Origin of the sequence: Arthrobacter sp. 2RAF22 (genome assembly GCF_052115325.1) — a bacterium.
Taxonomy (GTDB): Bacteria; Actinomycetota; Actinomycetes; order Actinomycetales; family Micrococcaceae; genus Arthrobacter.
Genome location: NZ_JBFRGL010000010.1, coordinates 54,541 through 80,719, shown reverse-complemented (window position 1 = coordinate 80,719; position 26,179 = coordinate 54,541). Strand labels below are relative to the sequence as shown.

Below are 26,179 nucleotides of genomic sequence, written 5' to 3'. Positions count from 1 at the left end.
GCGGACTGAAGATTGCGGCGCTTCCATGCGGAATCAGGCAACCAGGACAAAATTATGACGATCACTCAAAGATCACTGGAGGCTGTCTGCTCCGGGCCTTGCAGCCAACTACCGCGATGGGAACCGCGCATGTTGACCACGGCCTCGCATGTGTCCCAGGCCCATCCGCAATCCGTTGCGAATCGTATTTCCATGGCGCTGACGATCTCGCCGCCATGGAGAACATCGGATTGGCGGACGATATAGCCAAAGTCCAAGCTCACGCTTTCGCCAGATCCGAGATATGGAATGGTCATTCGCTCAGGGCCGGGCTGGGAATCGAACGCCAACTGTTCAACGTTGGCGTTGGTCAATGAACGCGAAATAAGCTCCACTGCTGCGACAGGCCCCTGTGAAGCGTTATGGATCAATGCAGTGAAGGATACGGTTTCGCCAGCCCGGGCAGAGTACTTGTCAGCGAAATGCAGCAAGGAAAGGGCTGGCAAACCAGAAGCCGTGGGGGACCTGTGGCGTCCGCTCCGTCCCGAAAGACGGGAGCGGACAAGCCAGTCATGAACATGACTCATTCGGGCCCCGGGGAGTAGCTGATCCTGCAATTTAATCAGCACTTCCGCCTGCGTGCTCTGGCAGCAGAACCTTGTGCCAATCGCGCCGGGTCCAGAATGAACAGGGCCAGCAACGCAAGCCCGGCCGCACCGGCGATGAAGATGCCGTATGAGGACTGCAGGACGGCTGCCAGATAACCAAGCCCAACGATGTGCCAGATGTATTTTCCGGCAGTAGTCACCTTGTAGGGCTCGGGGTCGTTCTGGGTGTTTGCATCCCCCTTGAGCGTGTACTCGTAGACGTCTGGTGTTGGTTGAACGGACTTGACTAGCCGGTGCGTAACCAAACCCAAGCCGCGTGGACGCTCCACCGTGACAATGCTGCCGTCCTCGATTTCGCCGGCAGGTACTTGTTGCGACAAGACGACCGACCCCACCGGTATTGTCGGTTCCATTGATCCCGAAACCACAACAAGGGGCCGAATTCCGAAGAGAAGCGAGACAGCGAACACAAGAATACAAGCGGCACCCAGGAGCGCACCGAGCGACAAGAGGATCGAGCGGAAAGCACCGTAAGCCCGGAACGCAGGATGCTGGCGCACTTGCTCCGACGTCTCCTCAGGGACCTCCTCCTGCCGGAATTCTCCCTTTGCCGGCTCACCCCCTGCCTCGCTCCGCAGTTCATCAATCCCGCCGTGCTCTTCCTCAAGGTCCGCCGGGCTGCCCATCCGGGCGCCTACCTGGTCCTCTTGGCTTCCCGTCAACCGGTGCGTTTCCGGATTTCCACTACGAGTGTTCACGGGGCAACTGAAACCGCGTCGAAGTGCACGGCGAGCGCCGTCTGTCCACCGTTGTACTTCTCCACGTCCGGGCCGTCTACATAGGTGATAGTGAGCTTCAATTTCTTCGCAGAACCGTCCGCGGCAGGAGTGTAAGCATCTCCCTGGTTCAACACCGCACCCCAGCGAGGTTCAAGGACACCCAGCGATCCCTTTGCTTGGTCCCACCTGACATTGGTGAACAGCACCTTGCCCGTTTCGTCCGCTGCGGTAAACGTCAGGAACGGAAGAATATTCGGTACCCCTGCAGCAACCGTCCCATCGCCGTTTCGAAGGATGATTTTGAAACTCGTATCCGCCTTGAAGACAGAAGTGTTGTTGAACACCGGGATCATGGTGACGACCGACCTGCCAGGTATCAGGTCAGCCGCTCCCGCGACGGCCCAATCAAATCCGGCTTCCGTATCGGCTTGTTCCACGGTTCCGTTGTCCCGCACAACGCCAATATCAAAGCGCGGAGTCTCGATGAGGGCCTCGCCGACGATGTTTAGATTGGCGAAGTCGTATGCCGCAGCGCTCGTGGCCGTAACGGTCGCCGCGACAAGTGCGCCTGCCGTGACTGCGAGCCGGAGTTTCCCGCTCCGTTGCCCCACCCCTTGCCATACCGGTCGTTTCATAGTCAGCTTCCTCATTTCGTCACCATTCCGAGATCCCACGAGACCTTGCGGTTGGCGATTTGAGTTCCGATGGGGAGCCCAATCGCTCCTTGGGGGTTGTATCCCCTGCCCCAGAAGGAACCATCAGATTTTTGCCAGAGGTAGAACCCTTGGCCCGATCCGTACTCCACAACGCCAGTATCGATTCGGGTCGGGTTTTGCGGGAATTGACCGTAATCGTCGCTAGCGCCATAGCCCCAGAGCTCTCCGTCGCCGTTGAGCAATGCAACACCGGTGAACCCGAACTGCATGGATTTAATCTGGGACAGCGAGGGAACCACAGTGGGCACCGTCGGTGTGGTGGTTGGACCTCGCCCGGTACGGCTAGCGTCAGTTCCCCAGCTCAGTACCTGTCCGTTGGAGAGCAGGGCACCACCCATGTTGATGCCGCCGTCGACCGCAACAATATATGGAGCGCCAGGCGCCACGTTTCGCTTGAACCAAGGCGCAAGCGGACTGACGAGCCTGGGCGTCGCACCTGTGTCGAGTAGGCCCGAGGGCAGACTGTTTCCGCCTATGCCTCCCCAATAGTAGACGTCGCCGCGCTCCAGAATGAGGAAGAAGTTGGTGTAGGCGCCTTTGAGGTAAATAGGCCGGTTACCAGCGACCGAGGGGTCCGGCAGTCCGGCAAGCTGGCTTGCACCCGGGGCAGCGTTTCCGCCGTAGCCAAGGGGATACCCCCAATGCCAGATGGTGCCATCACTTCGGATTCCGGCACCGGCATATTCAGTGGAGGAGATCGCGATGATTTTGTCCAGGATTGCCCCGGAACCATTCCACGCCGTGTTTATCCGGACTTGCTTCGCGTTGCCATTGGGCTTCGGCGCGTCTGTGCCGTCACGGAAGTTGTAAGAGCCCCATCCCCAGACCGTGCCGTCCTTGTCCAGTGCGTTGGCGTTGTATATCTGGCCGGTCGCTTGCCGAACAATTCCGTCGGGAATGCCGGCGACCTTCTGCGGCGGCTTCTGCCACCCGGAGGTGGGAATATCGCCGTTGATCTCGTAGAACGTAAGGCCCCACACGTAGACGTTTCCGTCGTTTCCGACTCCCATCCCTGTATCTACCATGCGGGAGTTCTTGGAGACGCCGACGGCAAACGGAGGCCCGGCATTCGCTGGGATAGCCTCCGAACGGGCGTGCGTCTTATCCTTGTACGCGGCACTTGTGGCTACGGGAATTTGAGCAGCACCGACAAACGTGGCGAGCCCAAACAGGCCCGTCGCCGCGAGGCATTGCCGACGAGAAATGTTTGAAGGCTTACTCATGAGCGGGCTTCTTTCGACGAACGAGGATGAGGCCAAAGCCGACGGCCAGCAGGAGCGCGGCCGCGACACCGACTGGAATCAAGTTCCTGAGGCCTGTATGCGCAAGATCGGATCCAGACGCGGGTTTTTCTGGCGTGACATTGGGTCGATCAATGCTTGTGACGAAGTGGAATTTCAGGTTCCCGCCAGCGCCTTGGTAGGAATTGTCAGCGTCGCGTGGAAGCGTCACAGTCCCCACCAAGTTGTATGAGGCGCCGGCTTGAAGTTCGGGCAGTCTGATCGTGCGCCCGAGCACTTCTCCAACACGGATCCGCTCGACGACAGCAGTGCCATCTGGAGTATTCATCGTCAGTTCCATCGGCGCGGCTCCGGAGAAGAGGACATCGGAACGTCCCGAAATCTCCAATGCAAGCGGCACCGGTGAGTCGACTAGATTCTTGACGGACATATCCCATTTCTGAGATTCCCCAGGAGCCGGAGCGTCAATAACTAGCGACGTCGGTGCCGTATCGATGAGATCCGAGGCCACAGCCGAGGCGCCGGCAGACTGCACAAGTCCAAGGAAGACCGCGGCAATCACCGCGATCAGCGCGCGGATGCTACGGGGCGCGATCATTTGCTTTCTCCGTTGGTCAGTACGCCAAGTTGGGTGGATTTTCCGCTCGCCTGTGCCCCACTGTTGGGCGCCAAGACCGCTGATACGCGGACAGCACGCTGTTCACCCGGAGCGACGTCCTGGAACGTGAGGCCAGCCTGGTTGACCTGCTGTGCGGTGGCGTTTGCGATCGCGGGCGTTGCTGCGCCGTCGAGGTAGACCGTGAAAAGCAGCGTGCCGAACAGATCACCGCTTTGTGGGTCTGGATCGTACAGGGAGACCGTCAAATTGCCGTTCACCCCTGGTTTTCGGTTCGTTACCGATACATCGAACTCAACAGGTTTGCTTTCAGAGAAGACCGTTCCCGCTGACAGCGGCAGGACGACGGCCGTCTCCGGCGTATCAGCATCGCGAAGCACTCCCGTGCTGTCCCTTACCGCAATGTCGAAGCGATTCGGATTGCCGAGCCCTGAACCAGCGATGCCCGTCCCCAGGTTCACGCGGGCGAAGTCCGAAAAGGCGGCCGCAGTGGTGCCGGCGCCGAGAACCAGCACGCCTGCCACGAGCCCAAGGGTCAGCCGCTTCCATCCGTCACGCTTCACCGTCCTGCTAGTCATGGGTTCACCGCCTCAAAGTTGAACTGGATATCTGTTGCGGCCATCTGCCATCGGTTGTCCACCGTGTCCGGAAGTTCGACCCGAACATCGAGAAGCTTGTATTCGCCGACACGCAATGGATCAGGCCAGGTGATTGCCGTCAACTGCCCTGCAGGGACGTGGTCAAGGAGAACCTTGCCACCATCCGAAACTGTGAAAACCAGCTGGTCGAAGAGTTCCAGGTAGGTGCCGGTCTGCGGATTTTTCTCAGCGCCGCGTGGAAGCGGGTCGAGGATGCGCAGGCCAATGAGGCTGGACAGGCGAGGGCTGTTGTTCTTCGCCGCGATCCTCAAATCCAGGACACTGCCTGGGGCCATGGTGTACCCGCTGTTATCTCCGGTCAGGATGATGCGCAATCCTCGCGGGTTGGCTTGGTCCCAATCTGAGGGCGTTGGCAGCCATGAGGGATCAGCTTTCCCTGCGGCCACAATGTCAAAGGTATTGCGGGATCCGTCCAGTGCGACGTCAACGTCAGCGCTGTCGGTAAATGAGGCGGCGGTGATCAGCGTACCCGCCGCAACCAGGGATCCGGTTGCGAGTAACAGCCGCACCCGCCCGCGGCGTTGAGTCCTCATACTGTGTCCTTCATGGGTCCGAGCGCTCCGTTCATTGAGGCCCCGTAGGCCAAGTGCAGGTGGGGACCCGAAGGCCCCCACCTGTTGTCGTTCCGACTACTTGACGGAGGAGGCGTCGAAGTGGGCCTGGACGTAGGAGACCTGGCCCTGCAGTGCGTTGTTGGCAGCTGCACTACCCTGGTCGGGGAGGTTGATGCTGACGCCGAGGACGCCTTCCTTCCCGGCGGTGTAGGTGCCCAGGTCGAGGGCGGTCACGTCGGCCTGCTTGACGTTGGTAGCGATTGCCTTGCCGTCCAAGGTGACGCTGTAGCGGAGGGCGCTAACCAATGCGGGGCTGGAGGTGTAGCCGGCGCGGTCCTGGAACCCGAAGGTGATGGCTGCGCCGAGGGCGGGGCTCTCATTGCGGAAGGGGATCGACACGGACACGGTGTCGCCCGGGGTGATCAGGTCCGCGCCGGGAACCTTGACGTTCACACCTGCGGCAGTGTTTGCTTCCTGCCATGTGCCCGGAACAGGCAGGCCGGCGGTGTCCGTTCCAACCACCTGGATGTTGAAGCGGTTGTTGCCGCCAACGCCGGAATCAGCGGATCCGTTGCCAATGTTCAGGTTGGCGAAGTCGGTGAACGCAGCAGCCGTCAGCAGCGCGGTGACGCCCAGCAGCGAACCACCGGTTAGCAGGGCACGCTTACGACCGGAGCGAAGTTTGGTAGTCAAGAGGAGTTCCTTTCACGAGGTTGTCGGCGGGTTCGCCGACAGTGCGAGTGACTGCATCGGCAAGGGACAGGTACATTCCCTTGAACACCGGCGCGCGGTGTGCAACCAACAAGAAACTAAGGTCGCAATTGGGCCACTGAGTGGTGTTTCCCCGCAATTGAGTGGCAAAAAGGGGCAAATTAGGTGGTGCCGAGAGGGATCATTGAGTGTCGACGGTCTCAAACTCCGTTGAAAACTCCTCCGAAGAGCGGAGCCGGTTCAGCGCCGAAGTTCTCGCCTTCGCGCTGGCAGAATTGCTCGCTGCGGACGAAGCCAGGCCCACTGATGCACGGCGATCGCCACGGTAACGGGTCCAGAGGTACTTTGCCGCCCACTGGCTGGGTGGCCGCCGCTAACGACGTCTTTCTAGGGCCGTACCGATGACAAAAGCCGGCGTACCCCCGTCCGCACCCCCGGGGTACGCAGATTTCCTGTGAGTTTCGGAAGAGTTCGGCTACCCGCAATTGAACCTGTCATGAACGTTTCCACAGTGAGGCCCAATCGGCGGGACAGATCCCTTCCCCGCAACAAGAATCATCCGGGGACGCATTCTCGATCGATAAGAACGCAATAGCGAAGGGTCTTATTTTGATGAAGACAGCCAAGAAAAACGGGCTTGCCACAGCAGCGGTCCTGGGCGCCATACTGATGGCCGGATCCGCGGTGGCGCCGGCGATGGCCGACGACGCTTCACGCGGCGGCGAGGATGTCCAGGGCCAGCAAGGATCCGACAGCAAGGCCCAGGGCGGCCAGGGCGAAACATCGAAGCACGTCCTGCTGCTTTCGGTGGACGGCCTCCACCAGAAGGACCTGGATTTGTACGTGCAGAACCACCCGACGTCGGCACTGGCGTCGCTGGTCAACCGCGGCACAAGCTACACGCACGCCCAGACACCCGTGCCTTCGGACTCCTTCCCCGGTATGGTGGGCCAGCTGACCGGCGGAAATCCCGGGACCACCGGCGTCTACTATGACGACACGTTCAACAGGGCGCTCCTGCCGGCCGGCACGACGGACTGCAAGAACACGGCGCCCGGCGCCGAAGTGGCCTTCACCGAAGCCGCGGACAGGAACCAGAACGCCCTCGACGCCGGCCAAGGGCTGGCCGGGCTTCCGGCCAGCATCCTGAACATGACGGGGCAGCCCGGCGCACTCCTCGACCCGGCCACCCTCCCGGTTGACCCGGCGACGTGCAAGCCGGTCTATCCGCACCAGTACTTGAAGGTGAACACGGTCTTCGAGGTGGCGAAGAGCGCCGGCCTCACCACGGCGTGGTCGGACAAGCACCCGGCCTACGAGATCCTGAACGGCCCTTCAGGCAAGGGCCTGGATGACCTGTTCACCCCTGAGATCAACAGCATCGCCCCCGCTCCCTTCAATGGCGACTGGACCAAGGACAACGCCGCAACCCAGCAGTACGACGGCTACAAGGTCCAGGCCGTGCTGAACGAAATCGACGGCAAGGACCACTCCGGCACCAAGATGGCCGCAGTACCTGGAATCTTCGGGATGAACTTCCAGGCCGTGTCGACGGCCCAGAAGCTCCCGACGTCGGACGGCCTCACCGGCGGTTACCTCCAGGGCGGCACCGTTCCCGGGCCGCTCTTGAGCAAAGCCCTTGACTTCGTCAACGCTTCTGTCGGTAAGCTCGAGTCCGCGCTTGCCGCCTCCGGCCACGCAAAGGACACCACGGTGATCCTTTCTGCCAAGCACGGGCAGTCGCCGATGGACGCTTCGACGCTGACGAGGGTGCCTGACAGCGCAATCATCGACGGCCTGAACGCAACGTGGAAGTCGGCCCACCCCGGCTCCGCAGACCTCGTGGCGTTCTCCACCGACGACGACATCATGCAGCTCTGGCTTTCGGACCACTCGCAGGCCGCAGCGCAGTTCGCCAAGGACTACCTGGCAGCGCACCCTGCCGCCGGTAACGACATCAACGGCGCCGCCAAGACCGTGACAACCTCAGGCTTGAGCAAGGTCTATGCGGGCAGCGAAGTTGCAAACTACTTCGGCACCCAAACCAGCGATGCACGCTACCCGGACATCCTCGGCATAGCGCAGACCGGAGTGGTTTACACCGGCGGCAAGGCCAAGATCGCCGAACACGGCGGAGCCAGTGCCGACGACCGCGATGTGCCGCTCGTGGTCTCCGGCGCCAACGACGAACACGCCCGGACCGTGACCACCGCGGTCGAGACGACGCAGATTGCTCCGACCATCCTGAAGACGCTTGGCTTGGACCCRAACAAGCTGCAGGCAGTGCAGATCGAGGGGACCAAAACCCTCCCCCAGCGCTGATCCAGCGCGCTCAAATCATAGGAGGGGTTCCACGGCCGGAAGGCCGAGGGGCCCCTCCCTTGTACTCATCCGACCCTGGGCTGGACGAAATGGACCGGTCCGCCGGCTAAGCCTGCATTGGGCGCGACGCCCCGTCTGCTTACAATCAAACGTCAGCAACTACTGAGGGAACCATGAAGAAAATCACCACAACCCTGCTCGCGGCCGGGCTCCTCCTCTCCGCTTCAGCCTGCTCGGCATCGCAGCAGCTGAGCACCGCGGACACCTGCAGCAGGGTCAAGACCGTCATCTCGAACCCCACGAACACCACGGACAAAACGGGAACCATCCGGGTAGCCAACCAGCTCCGCCCGATCGAAGCCGTGTCCTCGGATGAGCTGAAGCCCACCCTGAAGACGCTTGTGGACTACCTGGACGAGTCCTCGAAGGACAACCCGGATACCGCGAAGCTCAATGCCATGAAGAACGATTACCAGAACGCGGGGACCAATTACAGCAAGTATTGCGGCGGCTAAAGACAGTTTGCATTACCTCCCCGAGGACTGGCCATGGCCGCCCAGTCCTCGGGCGGCCTCGCCCTTCCGCTCTGCGCGGCACGGAGACGCCGTTCAGGGCAGCCACCAGTAACAGCTGCAGCTCCGCAACCCGCAGCCCAGCGCACGTTAAAGCGCGGTGTGCTTCCCGAACGGATGGTGGCCCGTGGCTGGCTGTCCGTGGCTCCCCAGCCATTCGGACAGGGCCTCGCGCAGGATCTCGCTGGGCGTGAGGCTGAGCGTTTGCGAAGCCGACTCCAAGGCACGGTCCAGTTCCTCAGGGATCTGGAAATCCAGGGGCGAGGGATGGTTGCTTTCCCGGGCTTCGGCAGGCAAACCCTCACCGCGCAACAACTTGCCGACGGCTGGCTTCATGTCGTTTTCGGTCCACGCCGAAAGTCGCTCGAAATGAGTCACATCTCGTGTCATGATTTTCCCTCCCAACAATCAAGCATCCTCCGTTGGAAGGCCGCAGTCACCCTCTACGAGTAATTACTCTCTAACTATCGCGAGGTTGCGTCGAACGCAGCGAGGGCGTTGGGTCATGTCCCGCTTCTGCGCCCTGCTATTCGCTGGATGATCGTCACGATTTTAGGCGGACCAGGCTGCCTGACGACGCCAAGTTGGAGCATTGCGGTGAGGTCATCGCGAGTGGCCCAATGCTCAGCCAGCTTGCCGTCCTCGATCCTGAACCAGTGCGATTGACGCGCGGACATGCGTCATGGTCATGTCGGGAAACTGGGCAAGTAGCCACTGTACGGTCGCGCGCATCGCTTGCGGTCCGACGACGGCGCCCGGCTCGGTAGTCCCGAAAGGAGCCTGGGCGTGCTCGACGTATGAATCGGCCATGATTTGCTCACAAACGTCCAGTTGTCTCTGGTTCCAGATTTCCTGGAAGTGGCGCCGTACCAGTTCCTTGTTGGCTTCACTCATAGGAAGGCCTCCTCTGGATAGATGGTCCCAGCGGAGGTCGACCGGGCCCGTTCGAAGACCCAGGAGTCGCGGAACGGACCCGGCGCTCACGCTAAAGGGTGAGACCGCGACGGACATCGATCAGCCAGGGCTGGTGCCGTCAGAGTGATCTTAGGGCTTGCGTCGATTCCGGTCTAGGGAATCGGACGCCCGGAGTGGTAAAAGCTCAGCGGTGCAAGAGGTAGTCGGCCACCCCAACCGGATTCGACAGCCCAAGGAGATGCCCGCCGGGCAGCACATCCGGCTCGAGCCCGAGGCGATCCCGCGCGACCCTCTGCTGGAACTCGAGCGGGAAGAACCGGTCCCCCGCGCCGCTGAGCACCCTGATGGGCACGGCCGGCCACTCCACGAAGTCGCAGCTCGACGCGAAGACTGCGTTTGCCTCGGGCCGCTGGTGCGGTTCGCCCTCGGCCGCGACCTCCGGTGAAACGTCATGGAGGAAGTACTCGTTCACATCGAACTCTTTGCCGTAACCGCCGGCCGCGGCGGCACGCTTGCGTGCGTCTTCCCAGCCGGTGTTGTCCCACCATGTTCCAGGGGTCTCACCCGGGTTGGGAATCATTGCGTTCACTAAGACGATCTCTGCGACGCCGGTCCGGGCACCCACCATGGGCGCGGTGAAACCGCCAAGCGATTGCGCAACGAGCACGACGTCGGGCCGGCCACCGATTGCCGCCTCAACCAAGCGCGCGTACTCAGGCAAACCCGCATTTTCGTCGTCTCCCGGCAGATCAACCGCAACAGCATCGTGGCCTGCTTCCTGCAAGAGGGGGACGACGCGGCTCCAATACCAGGCTGAGCCGCCTGCTCCGGGTACCAGCACGAACGCGCTCACGAGGCGTCCCCGAAGAAATCATGGACGAACGGACCAAGGCTCGGCGTCGAAGTCATGCCCCACATTCTTCCCCAGATCGACGCGCCCGCAAGGGACCCGATGAGATCCCTTCGCCCGGTCTTTCCCTGCAGAAGGCCTGGTGGGAGGATGCCTATAGGCGCGGGCAACTACGAGAAGGACGGGAAACGGAATGTCGACCCAGGAATCCGTGGAAACAGAACGCAAGTACGACGCTGACCTGGAAACGCCTCTTCCCGCGTTCGAGGACATTGCCGGCGTCGAACAGGTCGCAGACCCTGCAGATCATCAGCTCGAAGCCGTCTACTTCGACACCGAAGGCCTCATCCTTGCCAAGCATCGCATCACCTTGCGGCGCCGCACCGGCGGCACCGATTCAGGCTGGCACCTGAAACTGCCGGCAGAGAGGGACAATCGCGTGGAGATCCATGCGCCGCTGGGTCAGCCCGAGATTGTCCCCGAGGAACTCGCGGAGAGGCTCCTTGTGTTCACCCGCGGCGATGAGCTCAGGCCTGTGGCCCGGATCCACACCCGCCGCACTCTTCACCGGCTACACGGAAGCGAGGACGTCACCCTGGCCGACTTCGTGGATGACCACGTGACCGCCGAGACCTTGCACCCAACTCAATTGGAGAGGCAATGGCGGGAATGGGAAATCGAGCTGGTGCACGGCGATGAAGCCCTGTTTGAGAGCGCGGACCGCGTCTTGTCCGGGGCCGGCGCAACCCCATCGGGGCACGCGTCCAAGCTGGCCCGCGCATTCGGAACGTCCTGGCCAGCTGCGGTACCGGCGCCGCCCAAAGCCCGTCCGAAGGGCTCTGCCGGGGATGCAATAGTTTCCTACATCGCCGCGCAGATAGCTGAAATCACCCAACTGGACTCCGGAGTCCGGCAAGGCGCCGACGACGCCGTTCACGGCATGCGCTCGGCTACGCGGAGGCTCCGCTCAACTTTGTCCGCCTACGGCAAGCTCTTCGACGCCGACGCCGCGGATCAGCTCCAGACCGAACTGAAATGGCTGGGCAAGGTCCTGGGCAAGGCCCGGGATGCCGAGGTGCTGCGCGACCGGATCGGGGAACTGATGAATGAGCAACCCGACGGCCTAGTGCCCGCTTCAGCTGCCAGCAGGATCGATGACGAACTTGAGACAGCCTTCAACTCCGGGTATCGCAACATGCTCCGCTCTCTAGGAACGAAACGCTATTTCCGGCTCCTGGAGTCACTTGAGGAATTCCGCGACGAGCCTCCCACGAAGCCTCGCGCCGGGAAGAAGGCCCGTCCCGTCACGGCCAAGCTGGCCGGTAGGGCGATCAAGCGGCTGCGCCGGTCCCAGAAGGCAGCCGCAGGGCAAACCGGCGTCGAAGGCGACAGGGCATTGCATCAGGTCCGCAAAGACGCGAAACGGCTGCGCCATGCGGCCGAAGCACTGGCGGACGTCCACAAGAAACCCGCCGTGAAGCTGGCACGGAATGCCCAGAAGATCCAGAAGGTCCTGGGAGAGCATCAGGACAGCGTTGTCAGCCGCTCAATACTGCTCCGGCTCGCAAGCGATACCGACGGATCGGTGGAGGACAACTCACCATTCGCTCCCTTGCTCGCTGCCGAAGAGCAGCGAGCAGCGGACTCCGGGGCCCGCTATGAAAAGCTCGCCAAGAAGCGCCTGAATTCCCTGTGATGAACGCAACTGCGGGAAAGGCGGCTAAGCGGCACGGGGCTGGGCCTCAGAGGCTCAGCCTTCGCACTCCACGCAGTACGCGTGGCCGTTCTTTTCACGGGCAATCTGGGAGCGGTGACGGACGAGGAAACACGAGTAGCAGGTGAACTCGTCTTCCTTCTGGGGAACGACTGCAATGATGAGTTCCTCGGCTACGAATTCGCCGCCTGGCACCTCATTGCCTTCAAAAGCATCGGCCTCGTCCAGCTCCCGAACAACGCTGCGGGCGTCCGGAGCATTGGCAGACTGCAGGGCCTGGAGTGACGTGCTTTGGGATTCCGCGACGTCGGAGCGGAGTTCGTCGTAATCGGTTGCCACCTGGGGTTATCTCTTCTCTTGTGTATTTGCTGGCGAATGTGCAACATACACCATGCAGCTGCTATTCCCCACATAGTGGCAAAAATCGTGGCCCGATCGTCATGAGAGCTCCCGACGGCGGCACGGGACCCGGGCGCCCGATCAGGCCTTGCGTACGCCGTCGGATCCGGCATCGCTTCCGGCCTGGCGACCGACATCGCGGTGGAGGTCCTTGTCCAGCCCGTGGCCGCTGGCGAGTTGGGCGAGAAGCACGTCAAGCTGGCCAATCTGCTCCGTTGTCAGGGGGGCCAGAAGCTCCGCTTCATGCTGTTCCGCGATACCTCGCAGTTCACGCAACACGCGTTTGCCGGCGTCCGTGAGGTGCAGTTCATAGTTCCGCCGGTCCGTACTGCTGCGGATCCTCTCAACAAGGCCGCGCTCCTGCAGCGAGTCGATGAGTGAAACCACCCGGCTGGGGACGGCGCCGAGCCTGTCCGCGAGGGAGCGCTGGCTCAACCCGGGGGCGCGTCCGAGCAGGCGGATGACGCCGGCGTCGCTTGGCGTGAGGCCGATCTCCCGTGTGCGGTCGGCAAAGCGCGACGACGCGACCGCGCCTAACTGCGACAAGAGAAAAGCGGTCCGGTTCGGCCGGCCCGGTGTGGCTAAGTCCATGGATTCAGAATACAGGCTTGACAGAATAATTCTGTAGGTGAACTATTTCAGTAGTGATGCAATTAGGAAAGGTTCAGCCATGAGTAGTCGTTCGATTCCCGGCGAGGGCGGCCGTCCAGCCAGGTCAGGCGGCCCGCACCCCGGCATTCTCGCCCTGGTCAGCTTGGGCATCTTCCTCGCCAGCCTCATCACGTCCGCAATCCTGACGGGCGGCCAAACGTTCGTCTCGCCCTTTGCTTCAACCGGACAGGTGGCCGCTTTCTTCCAGCAAAACGTCGCCGCGGTGCGGGTCGGCGGCATGCTCCAATTCGGTTCTGCCGTGCCCTTGGGGATCTACGCGGCCACCGTCTACGCCCGGCAGCTCCGGCTCGGCGTACGCGTTCCCGGACCGGCCATCAGCTTCTTTGGCGGAGTCAGCGCGGCCATCTTCCTCATGGTGTCGGGCTCCCTGACCTGGTTGCTGAGCCGGCCGGAAATCACCACGGATGTGACGCTGACGCACGCACTCGCGTTCCTCGCATTCATTACCGGTGGGGTCGGCTTCGTCGTCGGAACCGGCCTCCTCATGGCGGGAATCGCCGTCCCGGCCCTGATCCTTGGCTTCATGCCCCGTTGGTTGGCTTGGACCGGCCTGGTCATCGCCGCACTGTCAGAGTTGAGCTTCCTGTCGATGGCGATCGAGCCTCTTCAGCTCCTTCTGCCGCTCGGGCGCTTCGGCGGGCTGCTCTGGCTGGTTGCCGCAGGCTTCCTGCTCCCCCGCAACCGCGCGGCCGCGAACCAAGAGCCCCGGCCGCATACGCCGCGGACAAGCCGGACAGCGCCATGACGACGGCGGATTCCACCCGTCCCCTGTCAGGCAAGGTCGCGCTTGTGACCGGAGCGAGCCGGGGAATCGGTGCGGAGATCGCGGCTGCGCTGGCCGGTGCCGGTGCCGACGTCGTCCTTGCCTCCCGTGACAGTGTTCGACTGTCTCGGCAGCTCGCCGCCATTAGCTCGGGTGGCGGGAAAGCGGTAGCGATGTCCGTGGATGTGGGCGATGAAGATTCGGTGAAGACGCTGCTGGCCCAGATCCTGGACCGCTTCGGCCGGCTCGACGTCGCCGTCAATAATGCCGCAGGCGGCGGGCGGACGCCGGCGCCCCTGGCCGAATGGGCGAGCGCGGAGTTCGACAGCGCCATCTCAGTCAACTTGCGCGGAGTGTTCCTCTGCCTGAAATACGAAATCGAGCTCATGCTGGCGAGCGGGAACGGCGGAGCGATCGTCAACATGTCCTCCACGGCCGGCGAACAAGGAGTCGCCGGCATGAGCGGCTACGTGGCGAGCAAGTTCGGCGTCGGCGGCCTGACCCGGGTGGCCGCGCTCGACTACGCTTCGCACGGGATCCGGGTCAACGCGATCGCTCCCGGCCCTATCCTCACCGAGCGGCTGGCCGGGGCCGGCCAATCCGCCCAGGATCGGGTGGCCGCCGCCGTGCCGCTCGGGCGGATCGGCTCCACGGCCGAGGTTGCCGCTGCCGCCGTCTGGCTCTGCTCGGAGCAGTCCTCGTTCGTCACTGGAACCGTGCTCGCAGTCGACGGCGGCCGGCTGGCCGGAACGCCTGCGTTCAACACCGGCAGAAATCGCTGAGGTCCCCACTTACCCCGAGCCGCTCCAGATGCGGCGCCACCACGGCCGCGTGTCCACAAGCTCCTGGTTCACGGCTTCCTGGGCCGCGGTTGCCTCGGCAGCCGCAGCACGGCGCTCGCGCCAGCGTTCCAGCTCGACGCCGATATCGCGGGTTTTCGTGATCACTGGAGGACCGCCCTGGAGCTGGCGCCGCGCGTCAATGACCCGGGCGTTGAAGTCCTCCACCAGATCGCGCACCTGCTTTTCCGAATACAGGGCGTCAAGCTTCGCATCCAATTCGGCATCCTCGGTGCGGAGCAGAATGGCTTTTGGGCCGAGGCCGCTGAGATGTTCGCGCTGGATGAGGCCTTTGACCCACCAATCGGGATCGTAGCGCTCCCCCAGCCCTGGGATCGGCTTGCCTGCGTACTTCAGATTGTCGAACTTCCCTTGCGCCATGGCGTCGCGGATCAGGTATTCCACCCGAGCGGCGTCGTCCACCTTCTTGCGCTTCCGCCGCTCTTCGTCGTCGGCGGCCTCGAGTTCCGCTTCTTCCCCGGCCGTCATGCCGGTGGCGCGGACATTCCGCAGCTCCATGGCTCGCTCCAGCCGGCGCTTGAACGCACCGTTTTCGCCGTTCACGGCTAATCACCGCCTTCGCTTGCGGAAATCCTGGATCTGCGTCCAAGTATTCCGCAAATGGGACATTGGCGGGATGGCACTTGCAAACACCGCCTCTGTTCACGCCTAGCGCAGCTCACTAACCTGACTGGTAACGGCTAGTTCAGGAAGAGGTAACCATGGACGAACAGGGCATTCTGCACCACATCCAGTCACTTGTGGAGGAGGAGCGGGAACTCCGGGAGAAGGCAGAGGCGGCCCCGCCGGGTCCTGCGCATGCCCCCGACCGGGCAAGGCTCGAGCGCATCGAACAGGACCTGGATCAGAGCTGGGACCTGCTGCGCCAGCGGCGGGCCAAGAGGCAATACGGGGAGAACCCGAACGAGGCCAAGCCACGGCCCCCAAAGCAGGTGGAGGGCTACACGGGCTGAAGTCGCAGGAAACCCAGGACGACGACGGCGGGACGCTCCCGCCGTCGTCGTCTTGCCTAGAGAGCCGCCTTACAGCGCCGACCAGCCGCCGTCGGACGCGAGGATGGCGCCGTTGACGTTGGTGCCGTCGTCGCTGAGCAGGAAGGTGATGGATGCCGCCAACTGGGCGGCCGTCGCCGGCGTGGGGACAGTGGCCTGCATGAGCGGACCGAGGCGTTCGGCGGCCAGCTGGGAGCCCCACGTTGCCTCGATGTTGGTGATGGTTGGCCCGGGGGCAACGGCGTTGAAGCGAAGCCCCTTCGGCCCGTACATCACGGCCGAGTTCTTGGTCAGTCCGACGACGGCGTGCTTCGACGCCGTGTAGCTCGCGCCGGCGGCGGAGCCGCGCAGCCCGGCCTCGGAGGCGACGTTGACCACGGAGCCGGTGCCGGCCTCCAACATCAAGGGCACCACGGCGCGGGTCAGGCGCATGAGGGCTGTGACGTTGATCCGGAAAACGCGCTCCCACATGGCGTCGTCCACCTCGTGGATCGGGGTGAAGTTATCCATGATCCCGGCGATGTTGGCGAGGGCATCCACACGGCCGCCGGCAGCGACGACGACGGCGGCAACGGTCTCCTCGGTTGAGATGTCGCCGGCCACGGGCAGCAGGTCCAGGCCGCTGTTTTCCTCCACCAAGGCGTCAAGGCGCTCCTTGCTGATGTCGGCGGCGATGACCCTGCCGCCTTCCTTCGCGATGCGCAGGGCCGTAGCTTGGCCGATGCCCGAGCCAGCTCCGGTGACGATGACTGTCTTCCCGGCAAAACGGCCATTGATGGCGGCTTCCTGCCATGGAGTTTCGTTGCCCATGTTGTTCCTCCTGAAGGTGCTGGTGGCTTTCCGTCCACTTTATGACACTCCGTGTCATTATGTAAGAGTGGATACTGGAGAGATGCCCTCAGACCATACGAAGCCCGTCATCGGGCGCTCCACCGGACGCCCGGCGACGATTGATCCCGACGCCGTGGCCGGCGTCGCGCTCCGGCTTTTTGCCGAGAACGGCTACGAGCGGACGTCAATGGAGGACATCGCGCGCGAGGCGGGAATCGGGCGGAAGAGCCTGTACCGCTACTTCCCCAGCAAGGCTGATCTCGTCTGGGGCGGCATGGAACCGGTAGTGGAAGCTTCGGGCCGTGTGCTGGAGGCCGCCCGCACAGCGGAGCCGTCCGACGGCGGAGCGTCCGACGGCGGAGCGTCGCAGGACTGCGGGCGGCCGCCATCGCCGGGATTTCGGCGATCCCGGATCTTTCCGTAACGCGAGGGCGCCTGCGCCTGATCGCAGAGCACCCGGAGCTGGCGAGCAGGAGCTACGATGCCTTGGCTCCACAACGGGACCGGGCACGGCTTTACCTCGTTGCGCACGGCGTCCGCGAAAGCGCGGCACGCTATCTGTGCGCCGCCTATCTCGGGGCGACGTTCGAGGCCTGGATGCAATGGGCCGCCGGCACGGATCCGGATCCGGGGCCTTACCTGGCGGAGGCCGTTGGCGTACTGCGGGTTCCGGCTTCCCGGCCCGGCGGATAACCTGTGCCTGGGAGGGCAAATGACAGTTCGAAGCGCGGGCATTCTGTTGTTCCGCCGGAGCTCCACTACGGAATTGGAAGTATGGATAGCCCACATGGGCGGACCCTTCTGGGCCCACAAGGATGCACGCGCCTGGTCAATTCCCAAAGGCGAATACCTCGAGGATGAGGACCCCCTGATGGCCGCGAAGCGCGAATTCGCCGAGGAGATAGGCACTCCCCCGCCGGCCGTCGATTATCACCAGCTAGGCATCTTCCGGCAACCGTCGGGCAAACTCGTTGCGGCTTTCACGGCGGAGTCGGATTTTGAACCGGAGAACATCGTGAGCAACACGTTCGAGCTTGAGTGGCCGCGCGGATCAGGTGTCATCCGGAGCTATCCGGAGATTGACGACGCCATGTGGGCCACGGAAGCCGTCGCCCGCACCAAATTGGTGAGCGGGCAGGTGCCGATCCTCGACGCGTTGATCCGGCACCTTGGGCCACACTAGCTCTGGACGAGCGACTCGATTGGCCGCGGGGAAAGAATGGGATCCGCGTGCCGGTGGACGACCTTCCACTCACCGTCTTCCCGGCGGAAAATCGTCGTCACCCGAAGGGGAATCGGGGACACCTCATCAGATCCGCCAACTTTGGCCCGCGCCCATTCAATTTCGACGATGTACGCAAGCTCCGTCCCGGCATCGCCGGAGATTCGCTCGAACCTGATCGGCTCGCCCTCCCTGAGCCCGGAAGACGCCCGATCCATGGTCGCCTCGACTGCACTCGGGCCCCGCGCAGGCGGGCCGAGAGGATTAGCGAGCGTGACGTCGTCGCGCTTTGAGAATAGCTTCTTCTGCTGCCCGGGGTCTCCCTTGATGAATGCATCGAGCGCTCGGTGGTACTTCTCCACCATCAGGTCGAGATCGGATTCCGGCATTGCTTCCTCCAGCCACGCTCTTGCCCTGGCGCGGCGCCAAGGCCCCGTATTCGGCCATGGTGGCACCACTCACCGGGGATGTCCATACAACGAATATCCCGCAACAAGACCGGTCAGGAATGGAGAAGCGCCGCTCCCGGGCCGCGCCTAGAATGGCGGTCATGGACAACACCGTCCACGCCAGCTTCGTCCCCTAATGACTTCAGGAGTGATCATGAGCGACTCTTCCAACGAGGGAATCAAGACCGTGCTGCATCCCGTTTCCGACCTCGCCGCCGCGAAGGCGGTGTACACCGCTTTGCTTGGGACGCCGCCGCAGGCCGACGGACCGTATTACGTCGGCTTCGACGTCGCGGGCCAGCACATCGGGCTCGTCCCTGGAGGCGGACCGCAAGCCATGACCTCGCCCGTCGCCTACTGGCACGTTTCGGACATCGAGTCAAAGCTGGCAGAGGTGACTGCCGCCGGCGCTACGCTGAAGGAAGCAGCCCGCGACGTCGGGGGCGGCCGTTTGGTGGCCACCGTCACCGACCCGGACGGCAATGTCCTCGGGCTGCTTCAGGATCCTCACTAGCCAAGCGATAGCCGACGAAGACCGAAGACGACCCCGCGTAAAAGATGGAGACACGATGAGCACGGCCACGAGCACGGACACCCAGTCGCCTGAGCTTCATACTGCCGACACCCACGATCTGATTCGCGTACAGGGCGCACGGGAAAACAACCTCAAGGACATCAGCATCGAGCTGCCGAAGCGTCGGTTGACGGTGTTCACGGGCGTCTCCGGTTCGGGCAAGAGCTCCCTCGTGTTCGCCACGATCGCCGCGGAGTCGCAGCGCATGATCAACGAGACGTACAGCACCTTCGTGCAAGGGTTCATGCCGACCATGGCGCGGCCGGATGTGGACCTGCTCGAGGGGCTCACGACGGCGATCATCGTCGACCAGGAGCGGATGGGCGCGAACCCCCGCTCCACCGTGGGTACCGCCACGGATGCGAACACCATGCTGCGCATGCTCTTCAGCCGGCTCGGCCAGCCGCACATCGGATCGCCCCAGGCGTTCTCGTTCAACGTCGCTTCGATCTCGGGCGCGGGCGCGGTCACTGTCGAGCGCGGCGGTACCACCACGAAGGAGCGGCGGAGTTTCAGCATCACCGGCGGCATGTGCCCGCGTTGCGAAGGACGGGGCTCGGTCACCGACTTCGACCTCACCGAACTGTACGACGCCGGCAAGTCACTTAGCGGGGGCGCGCTCACCATCCCCGGCTACAGCATGGATGGCTGGTTCGGGCGCATCTTCAGCGGCTCCGGTTTTTTCGACATGGACAAGCCGATCAGCAAGTACACCAAGAAGGAACTCCACGACCTGCTCCACAAGGAGCCCACCAAGATCAAGGTCGAGGGAATCAACCTGACCTACGAGGGCCTGATTCCCAAGATCCAGAAGTCCATGCTCTCCAAGGATCCGGAGGGAATGCAGCCACACATCCGCGCCTTCGTGGAGCGGGCCATCACCTTCACGATCTGTCCCGATTGCAACGGAACCCGGCTCACCGAGGCGGCCCGTTCGTCCAAGATCAAGGGAATCAGCATCGCGGACGCCTGCTCGATGCAGATCAGCGACCTTGCCGAATGGGTGCGCGGCCTCGACGAACCCTCCGTGGCACCACTCCTCAAGGGACTGCGGCACCTCCTCGACTCCTTCGCGGAGATCGGGCTCGGCTATCTCTCGCTCGACCGGCCGGCCGGAACGCTGTCCGGCGGTGAGGCACAGCGCACGAAGATGATCCGGCACCTGGGCTCCTCGCTCACCGATGTCACCTACGTCTTCGACGAGCCCACCATCGGCTTGCACCCGCACGACATCCAGCGCATGAACAAACTGCTGCTGCAACTGCGGGACAAGGGCAACACCGTACTCGTCGTGGAACACAAACCGGAGGCGATCGCGATCGCCGACCACGTCGTCGACCTCGGTCCCGGCGCGGGCACCGCCGGTGGCGAAGTGGTCTTTGAAGGCACCCTCGAAGGGCTGCGTTCCAGCGGCACCCTGACCGGGCGCCACCTCGAGGACCGCTCAACCCTCAAGAAGACGGTGCGGGCATCCGCCGGCGCACTGGAGATCCGTGGCGCGAGCGAGAACAACCTGCGCGACGTCGACATCGACATTCCGCTCGGGGTCCTGGTTGTCGTCACGGGCGTCGCCGGATCCGGCAAGAGCTCGCTGATCCACGGCTCGTTGTCCAAGCGGGACGGCGTCGTTTCGATTGACCAGGGGGCGATCAAGGGTTCGCGGCGGAGCAACCCCGCGACGTACACCGGTCTGCTCGAGCCCATCCGGAAGGCGTTCGCGAAGGCCAATGGCGTGAAGCCTGCGCTGTTCAGTGCCAACTCCGAGGGCGCATGCCCCACCTGCAACGGCGCGGGCGTCATCTACACGGATCTCGGGTTCATGGACACGGTCTCCACTCCGTGCGAGGAATGCGAAGGCAAGAGGTTCCAGGCGTCGGTGCTCGAATTCCGCCTCGGCGGCCGCAACATCGCCGAGGTGTTGGCGATGTCAGTGAAAGAGGCCGAGGAGTTCTTCTCCGCGGGCGAATCCAGGATCCCCGCAGCGCACGCAATCCTGCAGCGGCTGGCCGACGTCGGACTCGGATACCTCAGCCTCGGCCAGCCGCTCACCACCCTTTCCGGCGGCGAGCGGCAGCGGATCAAGCTGGCCACCCACATGGGCGAAAAGGGCGGCGTGCTGGTTCTCGACGAGCCCACCTCGGGCCTGCACCTGGCCGACGTCGAACAGCTGCTCGGCTTGCTGGACCGGCTTGTCGACTCCGGGAAGTCGGTCATCGTCATCGAGCACCACCAGGCGGTCATGGCGCATGCCGACTGGATTATCGACCTTGGCCCCGGCGCCGGTCACGACGGCGGACAGATCGTTTTCGAGGGCACCCCCGCCGACCTCATCGCAGGGCGATCCACCCTTACCGGCGAGCATTTGGCGGCCTACATCGGCCGGTGAGCTCGCGGGAGGGCGCTCCCTAGCTTTTGGCGGCGCCCGGTGAATGGAGGAAGAGGCTGGCGAACGCGGTAAGGAGGAGCAGCGACGCCGCGATGATGAAGCTGGTCTGCATCCCGTGGACGAAGTTGCTGCGATCGGCGATGAGGGCGCCGAAGACTGCGATGGCGACGGCGCCGCCCACTTGGCGGAAAGTATTGAAGACTGCGCTGGCCGTGCCCGCCTTTTCGCTCGGCACGCTCGCGAGCACGACGGCGGTGACCTGCGGCATCGCGATCGATCCGCCGGAACCCGTGAAAATCAGGAAGGCACCGACGAGTAGCGGCGATCCCAACGGTGCGGTGAGAAGCATCGCGGTGAGTCCCACCACCATGGACGTCAATCCGACAACCACCGGCACCCGCGTCCCGAACCGGTTCGAGAGGGTTCCGCTGACGATGTTGCCGACGATGCTGAACGCCGCGGACGGAAGGAACGTGAAACCGGCCTGAAGTGGCGTCAGCCCGAGGTGCTGCTGGAGGAAAAGGCTGACGACAAACACCGTGCCGAAGTGGCCCACCATGAACGCGAAGCCCACCGAGAGCGAGATTCTCATGCCGGTGGAGCGAAACAGTTCAAGCGGCATCATCGGGTGCCGGCCGCGCGCCTGAATCAAGAGGAAGGCCGTGAGGCTTACGGCTGCCAGTACCAGGCTCCCGATGACGGGCACCGTGCCGAACCCCTCGGTCCCTCCCGTGATGAGGCCATACATCAACGTGGTCAGGGCAACGATCGCCGCAGCCTGCCCGGCCCAGTCGAACGGAGTCGGCCGTCGGGGCGACGTGGCAACGGAAGCCAGGAGCACCAGCATCGCGATGCACACGGGAAGGTTGATGCCGAATACGAGCCGCCAGTCCAGGGTGGTGAGGAGCCCGCCGACAAGGGGTCCCACTGCTCCAGCCACGGCCCCGCCGACTGCCCAGATCCCCAGCGCATGTGCGCGACGGCGGGGATCGGGAAAGGCCTGCCGAATCAGCGCCATCGACGCCGGCAGCATGATCGATGCCGCACCTCCTTGGAGGAAGCGGGCAGCGATGAGGATCCCCGACGTCGGCGCGAGGGCGCACGCGACCGACGCCACCAGGAACAGTGCGATGCCCCATCCCAGCGCTCTTTTCGCGCCGATCCGGTCCGACAGGTTACCCGCGAACAGCAGTAGCGAAGCGAACATCAGCGTGTAGCCGTCGATGACCCATTGCAGGCTGGCTGTTCCGCCCCCGAGTTCCTTGCCGATGCTGGTGAGCGCGACGTTGACGATCAGGATGTCGAGGGTGATCAGGAAAAATCCCAGCGACGCAATCATGAGCGTGAGCCGTGCGCGGGGCGCATCGGCCATGGACGAGGGAGGAACCGGAGCCGGCAACGTGGTTTCGGGACGAGTCATGATTTAAGGAAACAGCGTGTTGAGAACATCAGGGAGTCTCTGTCTTGAGGGGTACTGGCAGTGACCCCCAACGGAGGTGCCGCCACCCGGCGATGCGCTAACCGGCAAGTCCAAGGAACACCAGCAAAGCTCTTTCAATCTCTACGAGCTGTGCGGATGTCAAACGGCCGACGCGGCTTTGCACGTTGGAACGCCGGACCGTCGTCAACTTGTCGATCATCACGTGGCTTTCCTGCCGCAAGCCGGACAGCTCTGAGGCTGAGACACTGACCCGAAGGAGGGGTGCGTCGATGAGGTTTGTTGTCAGAGGAAGAACCGTGACGGAATCGGTGACGTCGAATCGGTCATCCTGGATCACAAGCGCTGGCCGCGGCTTGGAGGCGTAGACACCGCCAGCCACGGTCCAGAGTTCGCCACGGTTCACTCTTCGTCCCAAGGCGCTGACACAGCCTCGATAAACTCCTGGTCATCGGACTGGCGATCAGCAGCTGCTGCGGCAGCGGCCTGCCGGTGTGCTTCGGCGTCGAAACCGTCGGCCCGAACGTCCGGTACCCACACCTGGATTGGGCGGAAGCCGTGTTCGCGCATCCGCTTACGGTACTCGCTGACCCGATCTCGAACTGCCATGGAATCCATGTTACATGTAACACCGCTGTGGCGACAGGTTCAGAGATGCCCTCACTCGATGTGCCGTCGTCGAGCGCTAAGCCACCAGCTCCGCGGCAGCGCTGTCCATGTGCTCAAGGATGGTTTTGCGGGCCAGGGATACGTCGCCGGTCTCGATGGCGGCCACAATGTCGTGGTGACGCTCGACGCTCATGTTTTTGACGCCCTTTTCAAGGCCGGCGAACATGATGGACATCCGGATGGATCCCTCCAGCGATTCCCAGGAATGGAGCAGGGTCTCGTTGCCCGTGAGGCGGCACATGGTGCGGTGGAATTCCAGATCGGACTCGATCCGTTCCTCGAGGCTTCCCTTGGCGGCGGCCGCCATGGCATCGATGGCGGTACGCAGCGAAGTGATCACCTGTTGGCGGTCCGGCAGCTCGCAGAGCGTGCGCGCCGCAAGGGACTCGAGGGCCGCCCGCACGGAGTAGATATCGCGGATTTCCTTGGCATCGAGGTGCCGGACGGAAAGCCGGCCGCGGGGTCCTGCAGACAGCAGACCCTCCTGCTCGAGTTGACGCAGGGCTTCCCGGAGCGTTCCGCGGCTGATCTGGAGCATGTCCGACAGCTCGGTCTCCACCAAGTGCCGGCCGGGCGCCAGCTCGCCGCTCGTGATGGCGGTGCGCAGGGCAGAGAGCGCCTGCTCGCGGAGGCTCTTCTTTTCCAGTCCCAGGAGGGGTGCTGTTGCTCCGGCCATCATGTCCGTCCTCAATGTCAGTGGTCGACTGTTTACAGTCGGTGTGTTAACTGTTGATCTTACGTCAGGAGCGCGGAACCGGCCCACGCCTGCTCCGCGCTCCTGCGTCCTTTGATGAACCGGGTCAGCCCAGTTCCGCGAGGACCTTTGCCACGATCCGTTGCACGGACAATCCGTAACGCTCGTGCAGGGTAGGCAGCGCACCGGCGTCAAGGAACTCGTCCGGTAGAGCCACGGGAACCACGCGCTTACCCAGCCCGGCCGTGACCACGGCCGATGCCACGGTTTCGAACAAGCCGCCCACCACGCTGTGGTTCTCCAGCGTGACCGCCAGGCGATCGGTGTTCAGTTCCGCCAGGACGGTGGCGGCGTCGAACGGCTTGATGGTGGGCGCGTGCACGACGGCGACATCCACCTTGTGTGCGGCGAGCGCCTCCGCTGCCTGCAGCGCACGCATGGTCATGAGCCCGCTCGAGACGAACACGACGTCGTTTCCGCCGCGCAGCACCTTCGCCTTGCCGAGTTCGAACGTGTAGTCGTACTCGTCCAGCACGGTGGGGACGTTGCCGCGGAGGAGGCGCAGGTACGTAGGCCCGTCGCTGGCTGCCAGCTGCGGCACGGCCTGTTCGATGTCCACGGAATCGCACGGATCGACGATGGTCAGATTCGGCATTCCTCGGAAGATCGCCATGTCCTCGGTGGCCTGGTGACTGGGGCCGTAGCCCGTGGTCAGGCCCGGGAGCCCGCCCACGATGTTCACGTTCAGGTTCGGCTCGGCGATGTCGAGGCAGAGGAAATCGTAGGCCCGGCGCGCGGCGAACACAGAATAGGTTGAGGCAAACGGAATCAAACCTGTCTCGGCCAAGCCTGCCGCCGCACCGAAGAGCAACTGCTCGGCCATGCCCATCTGGAAAAACCGCTCCGGGAACGCCTTCGCAAAGATATGCATGTCCGTGTATTTGCCGAGGTCGGCGGTGAGTCCGACGATTCGCGGGTCGGCCTCGGCGGCCTTCACCAACGCGTGGCCGAAAGGCGCCGACGAAGTCTTCTGGCCCGGGTCGGCGAAGGACGCGATCATGGCCGACGTTTTCAGCTTGGGTGCTGCGCCTTTCAAAGCTGCGCCTTTCGAAGCGGTGACGGTGCTCATCGGCCGGCCTTCCCGTTGGATCCTGCGGTCAATTGCTTGCGGCAGAGCTGCCATTCGTGTTCTTCGATGCGCATGAAGTGCGCCTTTTCGCGTTCTTCGAGCAGCGGCACGCCGCGGCCCACCTTCGTGTCACACAGGATGACGGAAGGACGCCCGACGGCGGCGGCCTGGCTAGCCGCGTTGTCGAACGCAGCCAGCAACGCACCGACGTCGTTCCCGTCCACCCGCTGCGCGTACCAACCGAAGGCTTCCCACTTCTCCGTCACGGGTTCGGTCCGGAGGACGGTGTCCGTCTTGCCATCCGCCTGGAGGGCGTTGATGTCCACCATGGCGGTGAGATTCCCCAGCTGGTGGTGGTGCGCGCCCATGGCGGCTTCCCACGTGGACCCTTCATCAAGCTCACCGTCGGAGAGGAAGTTGTACACCCTCGCGCTGGAGCCCTCTCCCGATGGAGCGCGGTGCCGGAGGCCAAGGGCAATTCCGACAGCGATGGAGAGCCCGTGGCCAAGCGACCCTCCCGAGATTTCCATGCCCGGCGTGTATGTCGACATCCCGGACATGGGGAGGCGGGAATCGTCCGAGCCGTAGCTTTCGAGCTCCTCGACGGGAATGATTCCGGCCTCCGCCAGGGCTGCATAGTGGCCGATTGCGTAATGGCCGGTGGAAAGGAGGAAACGGTCCCGGCCCTCCCACTCGGGATCATTGGCCCGGTAGCGGAGCTGGTCCGCGTAGACTGCGGCGAGCATGTCCGCCGCTCCGAGTGCCTGTCCGACGTAGCCCTGCCCCTGGACTTCGCCCATGTTGAGGGCGTGGTGCCGGATCCGGGTTGCGGCAGCGCGCACGCGTTCGATGCGTTCCATCGCGG

General features: G+C 63.5%; 33 protein-coding genes. 11 read left to right on the top strand and 22 right to left on the bottom strand.

Annotation, left to right across the window (positions count from 1 at the left end; all coding sequences use genetic code 11):
* Positions 1-65: 65 nt before the first annotated feature.
* The 8 genes from AB4068_RS10045 to AB4068_RS10010 form a co-directional block, all read right to left on the bottom strand.
* Complete coding sequence (locus AB4068_RS10045) at positions 66-485, bottom strand: hypothetical protein (RefSeq protein WP_059389446.1); 420 nt, start codon at positions 483-485, stop codon at positions 66-68.
* A gap of 116 nt (positions 486-601) precedes the next feature.
* Complete coding sequence (locus AB4068_RS10040; protein WP_306961880.1) at positions 602-1,345, bottom strand: signal peptidase I; 744 nt, start codon at positions 1,343-1,345, stop codon at positions 602-604.
* Positions 1,342-2,001 carry a hypothetical protein gene (locus AB4068_RS10035; RefSeq protein ID WP_306961882.1) on the bottom strand — a complete coding sequence of 220 codons (660 nt, stop codon included), beginning with the start codon at positions 1,999-2,001 and terminating at the stop codon, positions 1,342-1,344. Before AB4068_RS10035 ends, AB4068_RS10040 begins: the two co-directional genes overlap by 4 nt.
* Before the next feature lie 11 nt (positions 2,002-2,012).
* Positions 2,013-3,092 (bottom strand): hypothetical protein, encoded by a 1,080-nt coding sequence (locus AB4068_RS10030; RefSeq protein ID WP_441433288.1) that lies wholly within the window; start codon positions 3,090-3,092, stop codon positions 2,013-2,015.
* Between the two features lie 205 nt (positions 3,093-3,297).
* The gene (locus tag AB4068_RS10025; RefSeq protein ID WP_307053899.1) at positions 3,298-3,921 is read right to left on the bottom strand and encodes a hypothetical protein; all 624 of its coding nucleotides are present in this window, start codon (positions 3,919-3,921) and stop codon (positions 3,298-3,300) included.
* A complete protein-coding gene (locus AB4068_RS10020) occupies positions 3,918-4,517 on the bottom strand; it encodes a hypothetical protein (protein ID WP_441433287.1) in 600 nt (199 codons plus the stop codon). The genes AB4068_RS10025 and AB4068_RS10020 overlap by 4 nt, the downstream gene beginning before the upstream one ends.
* Entirely contained in the window at positions 4,514-5,131 is a 618-nt protein-coding gene (locus AB4068_RS10015; RefSeq protein WP_441433286.1) for a hypothetical protein, read from the bottom strand. Before AB4068_RS10015 ends, AB4068_RS10020 begins: the two co-directional genes overlap by 4 nt.
* A gap of 96 nt (positions 5,132-5,227) precedes the next feature.
* Positions 5,228-5,845: a hypothetical protein gene (locus AB4068_RS10010; protein WP_441433310.1), complete on the bottom strand. Its 618-nt coding sequence runs from the start codon at positions 5,843-5,845 to the stop codon at positions 5,228-5,230.
* A 630-nt stretch (positions 5,846-6,475) separates the two neighbouring features.
* Between AB4068_RS10010 and AB4068_RS10005 the strand changes: the two genes are divergently transcribed.
* Both AB4068_RS10005 and AB4068_RS10000 read left to right on the top strand, forming a co-directional pair.
* Positions 6,476-8,185, top strand: a complete 1,710-nt coding sequence (locus AB4068_RS10005) for an alkaline phosphatase family protein (RefSeq protein WP_441433285.1) — start codon at positions 6,476-6,478, stop codon at positions 8,183-8,185.
* Positions 8,186-8,358: 173 nt separating this feature from the next.
* A complete protein-coding gene (locus AB4068_RS10000; protein ID WP_059389438.1) occupies positions 8,359-8,700 on the top strand; it encodes a hypothetical protein in 342 nt (113 codons plus the stop codon).
* Positions 8,701-8,847: 147 nt separating this feature from the next.
* On the opposite strand, the gene AB4068_RS09995 is transcribed toward AB4068_RS10000, so the two are convergent.
* From AB4068_RS09995 to AB4068_RS09985, 3 genes are all read right to left on the bottom strand, one after another.
* Positions 8,848-9,147 (bottom strand): hypothetical protein, encoded by a 300-nt coding sequence (locus AB4068_RS09995; protein ID WP_172465630.1) that lies wholly within the window; start codon positions 9,145-9,147, stop codon positions 8,848-8,850.
* 234 nt (positions 9,148-9,381) lie between these two features.
* The gene (locus AB4068_RS09990; RefSeq protein WP_307053902.1) at positions 9,382-9,651 is read right to left on the bottom strand and encodes a nuclear transport factor 2 family protein; all 270 of its coding nucleotides are present in this window, start codon (positions 9,649-9,651) and stop codon (positions 9,382-9,384) included.
* 205 nt (positions 9,652-9,856) lie between these two features.
* Positions 9,857-10,525, bottom strand: a complete 669-nt coding sequence (locus AB4068_RS09985; protein ID WP_306961893.1) for an alpha/beta fold hydrolase — start codon at positions 10,523-10,525, stop codon at positions 9,857-9,859.
* Between the two features lie 190 nt (positions 10,526-10,715).
* Here AB4068_RS09985 and AB4068_RS09980 point away from each other — a divergent pair, with 190 nt between their 5' ends.
* Positions 10,716-12,218 carry a CYTH and CHAD domain-containing protein gene (locus AB4068_RS09980; RefSeq protein ID WP_441433284.1) on the top strand — a complete coding sequence of 501 codons (1,503 nt, stop codon included), beginning with the start codon at positions 10,716-10,718 and terminating at the stop codon, positions 12,216-12,218.
* 54 nt (positions 12,219-12,272) lie between these two features.
* Here the strand turns inward: AB4068_RS09980 and AB4068_RS09975 are convergent, their stop codons facing one another.
* Together AB4068_RS09975 and AB4068_RS09970 are read right to left on the bottom strand one after the other, a co-directional pair.
* On the bottom strand, positions 12,273-12,575 hold the full coding sequence (locus AB4068_RS09975; protein ID WP_059389433.1) for a DUF4193 domain-containing protein: 303 nt from the start codon (positions 12,573-12,575) through the stop codon (positions 12,273-12,275).
* A 141-nt stretch (positions 12,576-12,716) separates the two neighbouring features.
* Positions 12,717-13,226 (bottom strand): MarR family winged helix-turn-helix transcriptional regulator, encoded by a 510-nt coding sequence (locus AB4068_RS09970; RefSeq protein WP_059389432.1) that lies wholly within the window; start codon positions 13,224-13,226, stop codon positions 12,717-12,719.
* 79 nt (positions 13,227-13,305) lie between these two features.
* Here AB4068_RS09970 and AB4068_RS09965 point away from each other — a divergent pair, with 79 nt between their 5' ends.
* Positions 13,306-14,052 carry a hypothetical protein gene (locus tag AB4068_RS09965; RefSeq protein ID WP_441433283.1) on the top strand — a complete coding sequence of 249 codons (747 nt, stop codon included), beginning with the start codon at positions 13,306-13,308 and terminating at the stop codon, positions 14,050-14,052.
* Complete coding sequence (locus AB4068_RS09960) at positions 14,049-14,852, top strand: SDR family NAD(P)-dependent oxidoreductase (protein ID WP_441433282.1); 804 nt, start codon at positions 14,049-14,051, stop codon at positions 14,850-14,852. Before AB4068_RS09965 ends, AB4068_RS09960 begins: the two co-directional genes overlap by 4 nt.
* Positions 14,853-14,861: 9 nt before the next feature.
* Here AB4068_RS09960 and AB4068_RS09955 read toward each other — a convergent pair whose 3' ends face one another.
* The gene (locus AB4068_RS09955; RefSeq protein WP_284989927.1) at positions 14,862-15,473 is read right to left on the bottom strand and encodes a J-domain-containing protein; all 612 of its coding nucleotides are present in this window, start codon (positions 15,471-15,473) and stop codon (positions 14,862-14,864) included.
* Positions 15,474-15,631: 158 nt separating this feature from the next.
* Here AB4068_RS09955 and AB4068_RS09950 point away from each other — a divergent pair, with 158 nt between their 5' ends.
* Positions 15,632-15,883, top strand: a complete 252-nt coding sequence (locus AB4068_RS09950; protein WP_059389430.1) for a DUF2630 family protein — start codon at positions 15,632-15,634, stop codon at positions 15,881-15,883.
* Positions 15,884-15,952: 69 nt separating this feature from the next.
* On the opposite strand, the gene AB4068_RS09945 is transcribed toward AB4068_RS09950, so the two are convergent.
* On the bottom strand, positions 15,953-16,732 hold the full coding sequence (locus tag AB4068_RS09945) for an SDR family NAD(P)-dependent oxidoreductase (protein ID WP_306961905.1): 780 nt from the start codon (positions 16,730-16,732) through the stop codon (positions 15,953-15,955).
* Positions 16,733-16,814: 82 nt separating this feature from the next.
* On the opposite strand from AB4068_RS09945, the gene AB4068_RS09940 reads away from it, so the two are divergent.
* The 3 genes from AB4068_RS09940 to AB4068_RS09930 all read left to right on the top strand — a co-directional run bounded on the left by AB4068_RS09940 (position 16,815) and on the right by AB4068_RS09930 (position 17,936).
* On the top strand, positions 16,815-17,177 hold the full coding sequence (locus AB4068_RS09940) for a TetR family transcriptional regulator (protein ID WP_441433281.1): 363 nt from the start codon (positions 16,815-16,817) through the stop codon (positions 17,175-17,177).
* 62 nt (positions 17,178-17,239) lie between these two features.
* On the top strand, positions 17,240-17,446 hold the full coding sequence (locus AB4068_RS09935) for a hypothetical protein (protein ID WP_441433280.1): 207 nt from the start codon (positions 17,240-17,242) through the stop codon (positions 17,444-17,446).
* Positions 17,447-17,465: 19 nt separating this feature from the next.
* The gene (locus AB4068_RS09930; protein ID WP_441433279.1) at positions 17,466-17,936 is read left to right on the top strand and encodes an NUDIX domain-containing protein; all 471 of its coding nucleotides are present in this window, start codon (positions 17,466-17,468) and stop codon (positions 17,934-17,936) included.
* On the opposite strand, the gene AB4068_RS09925 is transcribed toward AB4068_RS09930, so the two are convergent.
* Positions 17,933-18,364, bottom strand: a complete 432-nt coding sequence (locus AB4068_RS09925; RefSeq protein ID WP_306961911.1) for a YybH family protein — start codon at positions 18,362-18,364, stop codon at positions 17,933-17,935. The genes AB4068_RS09930 and AB4068_RS09925 overlap by 4 nt on opposite strands.
* Positions 18,365-18,578: 214 nt before the next feature.
* Here AB4068_RS09925 and AB4068_RS09920 point away from each other — a divergent pair, with 214 nt between their 5' ends.
* Together AB4068_RS09920 and AB4068_RS09915 are read left to right on the top strand one after the other, a co-directional pair.
* On the top strand, positions 18,579-18,938 hold the full coding sequence (locus tag AB4068_RS09920; RefSeq protein ID WP_441433278.1) for a VOC family protein: 360 nt from the start codon (positions 18,579-18,581) through the stop codon (positions 18,936-18,938).
* Between the two features lie 55 nt (positions 18,939-18,993).
* On the top strand, positions 18,994-21,384 hold the full coding sequence (locus AB4068_RS09915; protein WP_441433277.1) for an ATP-binding cassette domain-containing protein: 2,391 nt from the start codon (positions 18,994-18,996) through the stop codon (positions 21,382-21,384).
* A gap of 19 nt (positions 21,385-21,403) precedes the next feature.
* Here the strand turns inward: AB4068_RS09915 and AB4068_RS09910 are convergent, their stop codons facing one another.
* The 6 genes from AB4068_RS09910 to AB4068_RS09885 form a co-directional block, all read right to left on the bottom strand.
* On the bottom strand, positions 21,404-22,804 hold the full coding sequence (locus tag AB4068_RS09910) for an MFS transporter (protein ID WP_284989916.1): 1,401 nt from the start codon (positions 22,802-22,804) through the stop codon (positions 21,404-21,406).
* 97 nt (positions 22,805-22,901) lie between these two features.
* Positions 22,902-23,228: a type II toxin-antitoxin system PemK/MazF family toxin gene (locus AB4068_RS09905; protein WP_284989914.1), complete on the bottom strand. Its 327-nt coding sequence runs from the start codon at positions 23,226-23,228 to the stop codon at positions 22,902-22,904.
* Positions 23,225-23,431, bottom strand: a complete 207-nt coding sequence (locus tag AB4068_RS09900) for an antitoxin MazE family protein (RefSeq protein ID WP_059389418.1) — start codon at positions 23,429-23,431, stop codon at positions 23,225-23,227. The genes AB4068_RS09905 and AB4068_RS09900 overlap by 4 nt, the downstream gene beginning before the upstream one ends.
* Before the next feature lie 76 nt (positions 23,432-23,507).
* The gene (locus AB4068_RS09895; protein ID WP_284989965.1) at positions 23,508-24,167 is read right to left on the bottom strand and encodes a GntR family transcriptional regulator; all 660 of its coding nucleotides are present in this window, start codon (positions 24,165-24,167) and stop codon (positions 23,508-23,510) included.
* A 124-nt stretch (positions 24,168-24,291) separates the two neighbouring features.
* The gene (locus AB4068_RS09890) at positions 24,292-25,314 is read right to left on the bottom strand and encodes a transketolase family protein (protein ID WP_059389417.1); all 1,023 of its coding nucleotides are present in this window, start codon (positions 25,312-25,314) and stop codon (positions 24,292-24,294) included.
* Positions 25,311-26,174, bottom strand: coding sequence for a transketolase (locus tag AB4068_RS09885; protein ID WP_441433276.1), 864 nt, complete (start codon positions 26,172-26,174; stop codon positions 25,311-25,313). Before AB4068_RS09885 ends, AB4068_RS09890 begins: the two co-directional genes overlap by 4 nt.
* Between the last annotated feature and the right edge of the window lie 5 nt (positions 26,175-26,179).